9 protein-coding genes are annotated in these 12,340 nt (G+C 31.7%); all 9 read left to right on the forward strand.

Annotated features, from left to right (window positions below):
• The first annotated feature begins 48 nt into the window (after nucleotides 1-48).
• The 9 genes from HNV10_RS01020 to HNV10_RS01060 all read left to right on the forward strand — a co-directional run bounded on the left by HNV10_RS01020 (nucleotide 49) and on the right by HNV10_RS01060 (nucleotide 12,340).
• Entirely contained in the window at nucleotides 49-2,928 is a 2,880-nt protein-coding gene (locus HNV10_RS01020) for an alpha-amylase family glycosyl hydrolase (RefSeq protein WP_173299474.1), read from the forward strand.
• 228 nt (nucleotides 2,929-3,156) lie between these two features.
• On the forward strand, nucleotides 3,157-4,128 hold the full coding sequence (locus tag HNV10_RS01025; RefSeq protein WP_173299475.1) for a Gfo/Idh/MocA family protein: 972 nt from the start codon (nucleotides 3,157-3,159) through the stop codon (nucleotides 4,126-4,128).
• A gap of 34 nt (nucleotides 4,129-4,162) precedes the next feature.
• Nucleotides 4,163-5,221, forward strand: a complete 1,059-nt coding sequence (locus HNV10_RS01030; protein ID WP_206675987.1) for an aldose epimerase family protein — start codon at nucleotides 4,163-4,165, stop codon at nucleotides 5,219-5,221.
• A 216-nt stretch (nucleotides 5,222-5,437) separates the two neighbouring features.
• Complete coding sequence (locus HNV10_RS01035) at nucleotides 5,438-6,076, forward strand: Gfo/Idh/MocA family protein (RefSeq protein ID WP_206675988.1); 639 nt, start codon at nucleotides 5,438-5,440, stop codon at nucleotides 6,074-6,076.
• Between the two features lie 415 nt (nucleotides 6,077-6,491).
• Complete coding sequence (gene kduI, locus HNV10_RS01040; RefSeq protein ID WP_173299476.1) at nucleotides 6,492-7,331, forward strand: 5-dehydro-4-deoxy-D-glucuronate isomerase; 840 nt, start codon at nucleotides 6,492-6,494, stop codon at nucleotides 7,329-7,331.
• Nucleotides 7,332-7,334: 3 nt separating this feature from the next.
• Nucleotides 7,335-8,126: a gluconate 5-dehydrogenase gene (locus tag HNV10_RS01045; protein ID WP_173299477.1), complete on the forward strand. Its 792-nt coding sequence runs from the start codon at nucleotides 7,335-7,337 to the stop codon at nucleotides 8,124-8,126.
• 18 nt (nucleotides 8,127-8,144) lie between these two features.
• On the forward strand, nucleotides 8,145-9,545 hold the full coding sequence (gene uxaC / locus HNV10_RS01050; protein WP_173299478.1) for a glucuronate isomerase: 1,401 nt from the start codon (nucleotides 8,145-8,147) through the stop codon (nucleotides 9,543-9,545).
• A gap of 23 nt (nucleotides 9,546-9,568) precedes the next feature.
• The gene (locus HNV10_RS01055; RefSeq protein ID WP_173299479.1) at nucleotides 9,569-10,879 is read left to right on the forward strand and encodes an MFS transporter; all 1,311 of its coding nucleotides are present in this window, start codon (nucleotides 9,569-9,571) and stop codon (nucleotides 10,877-10,879) included.
• A 15-nt stretch (nucleotides 10,880-10,894) separates the two neighbouring features.
• Complete coding sequence (locus HNV10_RS01060; protein ID WP_173299480.1) at nucleotides 10,895-12,340, forward strand: tagaturonate reductase; 1,446 nt, start codon at nucleotides 10,895-10,897, stop codon at nucleotides 12,338-12,340.

Here is a 12,340-nt window from a genome sequence, read left to right on the forward strand (position 1 = left end):
AACCTAAAAGGGCTGATATTAATCAGCCCTTTTTTTTAAAAAAAATTTATGAAAAAAATTTACTTAACACTTTTATATATTAGTGTATCGTTTTTTGCTTTCACTCAAGTCACCATTACACCTAACCCATTTGAGGTAGACGAAAGCATTACCATAACTGTAAATATTAATAGTTCTGCTACAGATTGTAATGGCCTAAGCAACCCAAATAAAGTATATATGCACTCTGGTGTAGGCGATGATACAAATGCTTTTGGAATTAGTGTTGTTGGTAATTGGGGACAGGATGACGGTGTTGGAGAAATGACAAATCAAGGTGGTGGCATTTACAGTATTACAATTACACCAACAACTTATTATAGTTTAACAGAAGCTCAAGCTGCTAATGTTATTCAAATGGGAATGGTTTTTAGAAATGCCAACGGTACACAAGAACTAAAAGGAAATGGTTGCAGCGATTTTATTTACGAAGTGGGAACATTTCAGGTAAATTTAACTGCACCAAGTAGTGAAACAACTATAATAAATTCTGGTGATGACTTAAGCATTGCTGCTTCAAACATTGGAGGTAATGCTAGTTATACCCTTAAGGCTAACGGAACTGTAATTGATTTCAATAACGCAACAAGTAACTACAGTTTTATTGATACCAATATAACAACAAATAAGAATTATGAATTAACGGCAGTGCTATCTGGTACAACAATTACTAAAACATTCAATGTCTTAGTTGATCCAGGTTCTAATATAGGTATAATGCCAACAACGTATCAAGACGGTATCACTTATATTGATGACAATACAGCTGTTTTAGTACTATATGCTACCGGAAAAGATTTTGTATACGTAGCTGGTAGTTTTAATAATTGGCAACCAGACAATACTTTTGCCATGAAAAAAGACCCAACAAGAAATAATAAATTCTGGATAGAATTAACAGGTTTAACTCCAGGACAAATTGAAACATACCAGTATTGGGTTGTAGATAAAACACCTCTAGCAAACTCACCTTCGTTGGTTAAAACGGCAGATCCATATTCTACATTAGTTTTATCTCCTTACGATGACCCATATATTTCACTAACAACCTATCCAAACTTACCAACATATCCAGCAGGTCAAGAGCGCGAGGTAACGGTTTTAGAAACAGGACAAGCAGCATATAATTGGCAGGTTACTAATTTCAGTAAACCTAAAAAAGAAGATTTAGTTATCTATGAAGTTTTAGTTAGAGATTTTGATGTTAATCGCAACTATCAAGATATTATTAATAGAATTAGCTATTTTAAAAATCTTAATGTCAATGCCATTCAATTAATGCCTGTTATGGAATTTGAAGGTAATGAAAGTTGGGGATATAATACTTCTTTTCATATGGCATTAGATAAATTCTATGGGACAGAAGATAAATTAAAAGAACTCGTTGATGTTTGTCACCAAAACGGAATTGCAGTTATATTAGATATTGCCTTTAACCATGCCTTTGGAAGAAACCCAATGGTACGCATGTGGATGAATGATCCTGATGGTGATGGTTGGGGATCTCCAAGTTCAGAAAACCCATATTTTAATGAAGTTGCAATGCATAGCTACAGTGTTGGAGAAGATTTTGATCATTCTAATCCAAGAACTCAAGATTTCGTAGAACGCACGGTAGAATATTGGATTAACGAATTTAATATCGACGGATTTCGTTGGGATTTAACAAAAGGATTTACTCAAAACTGTTCTTCTGGAAATGATGGTTGTACAAACAGCTACCAGCAAGATCGTGTAGATATCTTAAAAGCTTATGCTGACTATTCTTGGTCTTTAGATGCTAATCACTATGTTATTTTTGAACATTTAGGCTCAGATACAGAAGAGAAAGAATGGGCTAATTATCGTTTAGATGAAGGTAAAGGAGTTATGATGTGGGGAAAAATGACAGATCCTTACAATGAATTAACCATGGGACAAAATGGCGATAAAAATATTGATAGAATAGGCCACAACGCTCATACTGGTTTTAATGGCCCAAGAGTTGTTGGCTATCCAGAAAGCCATGATGAAGAACGCTTAATGTATAAAAACATCTTGTATGGCAATACAAGTAATGCTTCACATAATGTTCAAGATTTAAATACTGCACTATCTAGAATGTCTGCTTTAGCTGCGGTATCAGCAATGGTTCCTGGACCAAAAATGATTTGGCACTTTGGAGAACTTGGTATGGATAATTCTATTTTTACTTGTAACAATGGAACCGTTAATTCTCAAGACGATGCAATTGCTGGAGATTGTAAGTTAGACACAAAACCACAACCTCAATGGACTGAAAATTGGTTAACTGAAGCCCTTAGATTACAAATTTATAATGATTGGTCTAAGCTTCATAAATTAAAAATTGAAGAACCTGTTTTTGAAGGTGATTATACTATAACCTCTGGCGATTACACACCAAGGTTAGAAATATATGACAATTCAATTTCTAATACCGAATTAAATTATGTGATAATTCTTGCCAATTTTGACGTTACAACACAAACCATAAACACCAATTTTCCGACAGGAATTACATCGACTTGGTATGATTTAATGGATGAAACAGGAAATACAACCGTAGCAAATTCTACGACTACAATTTCAATTCCTCCTGGTCAATTTAGAATTTTAGGCAATCAGTCTTCGGATGTTTTGGATGTGCAAGATGATACACTTATCGGGTTTAGTTTATATCCTAATCCTACTATATCAACTTTCAATATTAATATGAATGTTTCAAATGTTGAAATTTATGACTTAACCGGAAAGTTAGTTAAAGCTTTTAATGGTGCATTCACCAATACGGATAGTTTTAATATTTCTACATTAAATTCAGGATTGTATATGGTGAGAATTCAAAATGAAAATAATCAAATATTAACTACTAAATTAATAAAACAATAATTATTAAGTGTTTGTTATATTTTAAAAAGGAGTTTCTTTAATTAGAAATTCCTTTTTGTTTTAAAACAATCTTAAAGAAATTACATATTCTTATTAAGTATAATCTATGAAATACTAAAGTTAATATATTTGTAATTAGCGTTCTTATATTTTATCCGTTCTCACCAACTTAAAACTTATAGGACGATTGTAAAATATAAAGACAACAATATCAGATATTTTATAACTATGAAAACATATAATTGGGGAATTATAGGCTGTGGAAATGTCACAGAATTAAAAAGTGGACCTGCATACCAAAAAACAAAAGGCTTTAACTTAAGTGCAGTAATGCGAAGAAATATAGATAAAGCTGAAGATTATGCAAATAGACATCAAATATCAAAATTCTATGGAGATGCAGATGAGCTAATTAATGATTCTGAAATTGATGCAATTTATATAGCAACACCTCCAGATACTCATGAATATTACGCTCTAAAAGTAGCTGAAGCAGGAAAAATTTGTTGTATTGAAAAACCTATGGCTCCTTCTTATGATGCTTGTTTAAATATTAATGCTGCCTTTACTTCAAAAAATCTACCGCTCTTTGTTGCGTATTATAGACGATCTTTACCTAGGTTTACCCAAGTAAAATATTGGATTGACAATAACAAAATAGGAAGCATAAGACACATCAATTGGCACCTTAGTAAACCCGCTAGTGCTATTGATTTATCTAAAACTTATAATTGGCGTACTGATGCAAACATTGCACCTGCTGGTTATTTTGATGATTTAGCTTCTCATGGTTTAGATTTATTCGCTTATTTATTAGGCGATATATCTCAAGCAAATGGCATTGCTATAAATCAACAAGGTTTATATACAGCCATGGATGCCGTAACGGCAAATTGGCTACACGGCTCTAATATAACAGGCACCGGAAGTTGGAATTTTGGCACAGAAAAAAGAGAAGATAATGTTGAAATATATGGAAGTGAAGGCAAAATAAAATTTTCGGTATTTAGCGAGCAGCCCATAATACTTGAGAGCCAAGGAAAAACAGAAAGTTTCATTATTGAGCATCCCGAAAATATACAATTATTTCATGTAGAAAATATAAAAAAGCATTTAGAGGGAGGCTACATTCATCCATCAACTGGAGCTACTGCTGCACACGTTGCTTGGGTAATGGATCAAATTTTACAAACAAATTAAATTCCAGGCTAATTGATTATATTTAACAGAACTTATGAAGGAATCTATGGACTTAAAAAAATTTGATTTAGAATATTATAGTAAACGAATACAATTATTTACTCTAAACAATAGTGAAGGCTTAGAAATTCAAATCACAAACTTTGGAGGAAGAATCGTAAGTTTATTTACACCTGATAAAAATGGAATATTAGAAGATATCGTTTTAGGCTACGACAATATCGACGATTATTTAAATAAAGAAGAAGTATTTTTTGGAGCTATAATAGGAAGATACGGAAATAGAATAGCACATGGAAAATTTAATATCGATAATTTAGAATATACTTTAGAAACCAATAGTGAAAATTCAAAAAATCATTTGCATGGTGGCACTAATGGATTTCATAATGTAGTCTGGGATGCAAAACAAGTTTCTAAAACTCAACTAGAATTATCCCATCTTTCAAAAGAAAATGAAGCAGGTTATCCAGGGAATTTAGAAGTTACTGTTTTATACGAATTAACAGATTTAAATGAATTAAAAATTACGTATTCGGCAACTACAGATAAAAAAACAATTTTAAATTTAACACATCATTCGTATTTTAACCTAACAGGAAAACAAAATTCTAATATATTAAAGCACCATATTAAAATCTATGCTTCAAATTTTACACCTATTAATAACTTAATGATTCCTACAGGTAAAATTGAAAGTGTAACAAATTCGCCATTAGAATTTAAAACATTTCAAACTATTGGATCTAGAATCAATGCAGACGATGACCAAATAGAAAAAGCACATGGTTACGACCATAATTATGTTATAGATGGCTCCGGATTGAAAAAAGCAGCTGATGTATATGATCCTATTTCAAAAAGAACTTTAGAAGTATTTACAACAGAGCCTGGTGTTCAATTTTACACAGGAAATCACCTAAATAACATTAAAGGTAAATACAATGATACTTACCATGCTAATGCTGCATTTTGTTTAGAGCCACAACACTTTCCAGATAGTCCAAATCAACCTCATTTTCCTTCTACAATTATTAAACCAGAAGAAACTTATAACTCAACGACTATTTATAAATTTGGCGTAAAAATTTAATTTCATTTTTCCATATAGACCACTAAAGGCGTTTTAATAAAAGTCAATGCAACAATTGTTGTATTTAAAGCCTTATTTGTTTTACAGCGCTAATACTACTTAAACTAAATTTACTACCAAGAAGGTAAATTTCATTTAGTTTAAAAAATCTACCTATTCTTAAAAAAAAGGGGTGAAACTCTATTACTCTCTTTAAAATTTATATGCTTTAAATAATTGAATAGAAGACCATTTATTAAAAAACTATTAGCCACTTCTGGAGCAACATTGTTAGCTGCACAAGCGCCTATGTTATATAATTGTTTAGGTATAGAAAACAACGATAAACTAGGGATTGCTTTAGTTGGCTTAGGTTATTATTGTAAAAATCAGTTAGCACCTTCGTTACTAGAGACAAAACATTGTTACTTGTCAGCTATAGTTACCGGAACAAAAGAAAAGAAGGCCATTTGGTCTAATAAATACAACATCAAAAAAGAAAACATTTATAACTACCAAAATTTTGATGACATAATAAATAATGATGATGTAGATATCGTCTATATCGTTCTTCCAAATAGTATGCATGCTGAATATACTATACGAGCTGCAAAAGCTGGTAAGCATGTTATCTGTGAAAAACCTATGGCGACTTCTGCTGCAGATTGCAGAAAAATGATTGCAGCTTGCAACAAAGCAAATGTTATGTTATCAATCGGATATAGACTGCATTTCGATCCACTAAACGGGTATATGATGGAGCTAGGGCAAAATAAAATATTTGGAGATATAAATGTTGAGTCTGGATTTGGATTTACCTTAAAAGACCCTTCAAAATGGCGCTTACAAAAATCATTATCTGGTGGTGGACAATAAGCCTAACCAATTTTCATAAAAGAAAATATCGAAATGTTGAACCTAACTTTTTTTGTAAAAGATTTAAACCAATTATTGTATCTGATTAAACTATCTGACTTTAACAGCTATTTTGTAAAAAATCTTATATTATTTTAGAGAGGTTAAATAACATATTCTCTCACGAATTTTCAATAATAACTAAGCTTTGGTGATATTATTGAAAATTAAATTCCTGTTTTAAGGTTAAAAAAACTTTATCGACATAGTGAAAATAAAACAACATATACTATAAGGCAAATTTCACAATTTATAATACAAACATTCTTATTATCCTTATTAACATCAACTTTAGACATTAATTTAAACTAATCATTATTAGGTTTTAAAATAATTTATTTTATATTTGTGTAATCGATTACAATACTATTTTTTTATGAAGAAACACAATACAAGATATGCTTCTAACCCATCATCAGTTAAAGCATTAAATACGCAAGAATTACGTGATGAGTTTTTAATTCAAAACGTAATAAAAAAAGATAAATTAAATTGGACGTATTCTCATTATGATAGATTTATGGTAGCGGGTGTAAAACCTGTTGAAAAAGCTGTTAAACTAGAATCAATAGACCAATTAAAATCTAGCTTTTTTCTAGAAAGAAGAGAATTAGGCATCATTAATATAGGTGATTCGGGAATTGTGATAGTAGATGGTAAAACATATAATTTAGAACACAAAGAAGCACTGTACATTGGCCAAGGTAACAAAGATGTGACGTTTTCTAGTAAATTATCAGATAAGCCTGCACAGTTTTACTTAAATTCAACTCCAGCACACAAAAAATTTCCAAATAAAAAAATTGCAATTGATGATGTAGAGGTGATTGAATTAGGTTCTCCTCAAACTGCAAATGCAAGAACACTAAGAAAATACATAGTTAACAGTGTAGTTGATGTTTGTCAGTTACAAATGGGAATGACCACTATTAAACCCGGAAGTAGCTGGAATACAATGCCTGCTCATGTACATGACAGACGCATGGAAGTTTATTTCTATTTTGAGATAAAGGAAAATCAAGCGGTTTGTCATTTTATGGGAGAACCCCAAGAAACACGTCATATTTGGATGGCAAATGGTGAAGCAGTAATATCACCACCATGGTCAATTCACTCAGGTTCAGGAACATCTAGTTACTCTTTTATTTGGGGAATGGCTGGAGAGAATTTGGATTATGGTGATATGGATGTTTGTAAAATAGCTGATTTAAAATAAATTATGTCGCAATTATTATTTGATTTAACCGGAAAAAGAGCATTAGTTACTGGTGCAACACATGGATTAGGAATGGCAATGGCAAAGGGATTGGGACATGCAGGTGCAGAACTAATTATTAACAATTACTCCAAAGATACGCTTGAAGAGGCGAAACTAGAGTATGAAAAAGAAGGCCTAAAAGTGCACACATATGTATTTGATGTTACTGATGATAAAGCTGTAGAAAAACACATCGATATTATAGAAAATGAGGTTGGGCCTATAGATATATTAATAAATAACGCTGGCATTATTAAAAGAATTCCAATGGAAGATATGGAATCAGATGATTTTAGAGCGGTTATTGATGTTAATTTAGTTGGTCCATACATTGTTTCAAAATATGTAGGAAGAAAAATGATTCCTCGAAAAGCTGGAAAAATTATTAACATAAATTCTATGATGAGTGAATTAGGTAGAAATACAGTTTCTGCTTATGCTGCGTCAAAAGGAGGATTAAAGATGTTAACTAAAAACATGGCTACAGAATGGGCTAAATATAATATCCAAACTAATGGAATTGGACCAGGATATTTTGCAACATCGCAAACAGCTCCAATTAGAGTAAATGGCCATCCATTTAATGAGTTTATTATAAGTCGCACACCTGCTGCTCGCTGGGGAAATCCAGATGATTTGGCTGGTGCAGCCGTTTTTTTAGCCTCTAAAGCAAGTGATTTTGTAAATGGACAAATACTATATGTTGATGGCGGAATTCTAGCCACAATTGGTAAACCTTCAAATGAAGAATAATTCATAAAAAAAGTAAAGATGAGTACGACATTTATTCATGATAATTTTTTACTAGAAAACAAATACGCTGAAGAATTATATCATAATTACGCAAAAAATCAGCCTATAATAGACTATCACAACCATTTACCTCCACAAGAAATTGCTGAAGATAAAATTTTCAATAACATTACAAATGTTTGGATAAATGGTGACCATTATAAATGGCGCGCAATGAGGACTTTGGGTGTTAATGAAAAGTTTATTACTGGAGATGCTACAGATAAAGACAAGTTCACTAATTGGGCTAAAACTGTACCATATACAATGCGTAATCCATTGTATCATTGGACACATTTAGAGTTGTCTCGATATTTTGGTATTAATGATTTATTAAACGAAAATTCTGCAGATAAAATCTATCAAGAAACTTTAGAGAAACTAAATTCCCCTGACTATTCATGCCAGAATTTATTAAAAAAAGTAAATGCTGAAGTTGTATGTACTACTGAAGACCCTACAGATACTTTAGAGCACCATCAAAAACTTGCAAAAAGTGGTTTTAGTGTAAAGGTTAATACTGCGTTTAGACCAGATAAAGCTATTTTAATTTCTAATGACGGTTACAATGAATATATAGATTTATTAGGTGAGGTTGCAGGAGTTAACATCAATTCCTTTGATGATTTATGTACAGGGCTAAAAAATAGAATTGACTATTTTAACAAAAATGGTTGTAAGCTTTGCGACCATGGTTTAGACCAAATATATTTCGAGAAATTTACTGAAAGCGAAGTAAATTCAATATTTAAAAAGAAACGAGAGAATAAAGAAATAAGTAATATTGAAGCGCTAAAATTTCAAAGTGCAATTTTACTGTTTTTATCAGAAACGTATCATCAATATGGTTGGGTTCAACAATTTCATCTAGGAGCTTTAAGAAATAATAATGCACGTATGCATAGAATTTTAGGTCCAGATACAGGATGGGATTCTATAGGTGATTTTCCACAAGCTCAAAAACTATCAGCATTTTTAAATGCATTAGATAGTAAAGATAAATTAACAAAAACCATTATTTACAACTTAAATCCAGCCGATAACGAAGTAATGGCAACCATGATAGGTAACTTTAATGATGGAAGCATAAAAGGAAAAGTTCAATTAGGATCTGGGTGGTGGTTTTTAGATCAAAAAGACGGAATGACTAAACAGTTAAATGCCTTATCAAATATGGGACTAATTAGTTGTTTTATTGGCATGCTAACGGACTCTAGAAGCTTTTTGTCTTTTCCAAGACACGAATATTTTAGACGTGTCCTTTGCAATCTTTTGGGAGATGAAATAAAAAGAGGAGAATTGCCTAATGATATAGAATGGATAGGTAAAATGGTCTCAGATATTAGCTATCATAACGCAAAAGAATATTTTAATTTTTAATAAACAAATCTAAATAACTAACAATGGATTCTACTAACCAAAAAATAGGAACATATCGCTATAGAATTTTAGCGCTTTTAATGTTTGCCACTACAATAAACTATTTTGATAGAAGTATTATAGGCGTAATGGCTCCAACATTAGAAAAAATGTTTGGTTGGACAAACAGTGATTATGCCAACATCATGATTGCATTTAAAATTGCTTATGCCATTGGTATGCTTTCAATGGGTGGTTTAATAGATCGTCTAGGTACAAAAAAAGGATATACCTTGTCAATTGCCATCTGGAGTGTTTTCGGAATGTTACATGCATTGGTTAGACCTGGATTTAGTGTAATTGGGTTTGCAGCTGCACGATTTGGTTTAGGATTTGGTGAAGCTGGTAACTTTCCAGCAGCCATAAAAACTACAGCCGAATGGTTTCCAAAAAAAGACAGAGCTTTTGCAACAGGTTTATTTAATGCAGCCACAAGTATTGGAGCCATTGCTGCTCCTTTTGTTGTTGGGTGGATTGTACACGAAAACGGAAAAAACTGGCAAATTCCATTTTTAATCACAGGTGCATTAAGTGCTTTATGGGTGGTATTATGGTTTAGAATGTATAAAAAACCAGAAGTGCATCCTAAAGTAACCAAAGAGGAGTTAGCATATATTCAAAGCGATTCAGAGAATGAAAATGAAGAAAAGTTACCATGGAAGAGTGTGCTTAACAAACGTCAAACATGGGCTTTTGGATTAGCAAAAATAACAGATGCTGTTTGGTGGTTTTACCTTTTCTGGGGAGCAAAATTTTTAGCAGCGACTTTCGATGTAAATATTAAAAACATAGCATTACCATTCTTTGTTATTTATATTTTAGCTGATTTTGGAAGTATTTTCGGAGGATATCTTTCAGGTGCTTTAATGAGAAAAGGGTGGAGCATTAATAAGGCTAGAAAAATAACTCTTTTAATATGTGCTTTAGTTATTCTTCCTGTAAGCTTTGTAGCAATTACAGATAGCAAATGGTTAGCAATTGCACTTATTGGTTTTGGCGCAGCTGGACATCAAGCTTGGTCTGCAAATATTTTCACATTGGTTTCAGATGTATTCCCAAGAAAGGCAACAGCTTCAGTTGTTGGTATTGGAGGTATGATTGGTGCTGTCGCAGGAATAATAGCAGATAAAGCTTTAGGTTCTGTGCTTGATACAGCAGGAAATAGCGGTTATTTCTGGGCGTTCTTAATTGCAGGTTCTTGCTATCTAATTATTTTAGGTTTGGTACATATATTAATGCCTAAAATGACACCGTTAGATGAGAATCTAAAGCCAATTGAAGGTGGGAATTTATAGTCTTAAATGTAAGAAATGAAAAATTTAAATAGAAAAAATACAGGTTTAGAAGATAAACTTCCAATCAAAATTGTTCAGTTTGGAGAAGGTAACTTCTTAAGAGCTTTTATAGATTATGCATTTCACGAATTGAACAAATCAATCAATTATAATGCTGGAATAGCAGTTGTACAACCAATAGAAAAAGGATTGGTAGAAGTCTTAAATGCTCAAGATGGATTGTACACTCTATTTATGAAAGGTGTAAAAAAAGGTAAAGAAATTCAAGATATTGAATTAATCTCTAACATAGTAAAAGCAGTAAACCCTTATTCTAATTTTAGCGACTATTTAAGTTTAGCTAAAGAAGAATCATTAGAGTTTATAATATCTAACACAACAGAAGCTGGTATAGCTTATGTAGCATCAGATACACCTTCAATGCAACCACCAAGTTCATTTCCAGCAAAATTAACTGTGCTTTTATACGAAAGGTTTAAGCACTTTAATGGAGATGCAAGTAAAGGATTAACCATCATACCGTGTGAACTGATTAACCATAATTCAGAAACATTAAAAGAAATTTTAGTAAAGTATATTAACTATTGGAATTTAGGCAATGACTTTAAAACTTGGCTTTTAGAAAACAATTCTTTTCATAGTACATTAGTAGATAGAATAGTACCTGGTTATCCAAAAGATGAAATAGAGAGTTATAATAATCAGTTAGACTATCAAGATAAATTAATAGTAGCAGCAGAAGCATTTTTATTATGGGTTATTGAAGGAGGAGACGAATTAAAAACGAAACTACCATTTGATAAAACAAATTTAGATGTAAAAATTGTTGACGATATGCAACCTTATAGAACTAGAAAAGTTCGCATATTAAATGGTGCGCACACAGCAATGGTACCTTTCTCTTTACTTTACGGAAATAAAACAGTAAAACAATCTGTAGATAATGCATTTACTGGAACGTTTATTAATGAAGCCATTTTTAGTGAAATTATTGATACTTTAAATATGGATAAAGCAGAACTAAATAGTTTTGCTGATGAAGTTTTAGACCGTTTTAGAAACCCATTCATCAAGCATCAACTTGCTGATATTGCCTTAAATTCAATTTCAAAATTTAAGGTTCGCGTTTTACCTAGTTTGTTAGAATATGAAAACACGCATAGCAAATTACCAACAAATCTAACATTTGCTTTAGCGTGCTTAATTCGTTTTTATAAAGGTACTTGGAAAGGCGAAAATTTACCAATAAATGATAGTGAAGATATTGTTTCTCATTTTTCAGAAATTTGGAAATCTAATGATTTTAATGAGGTAGCCAAAACTAGTTTAAGCCAAGAAAAATATTGGGGAGAAGATTTAACTAAAGTCAAAAATTTAACCAATTCAGTAACTTTGGCCTTAAAAGAAATAGAAGAGAATGGTATAGAAAAAGGTTTTGAAAATTACAGTAAAACCAGTTAA

The organism is Winogradskyella litoriviva, from assembly GCF_013249065.1.
Classification (GTDB): Bacteria; Bacteroidota; Bacteroidia; order Flavobacteriales; family Flavobacteriaceae; genus Winogradskyella; species Winogradskyella litoriviva.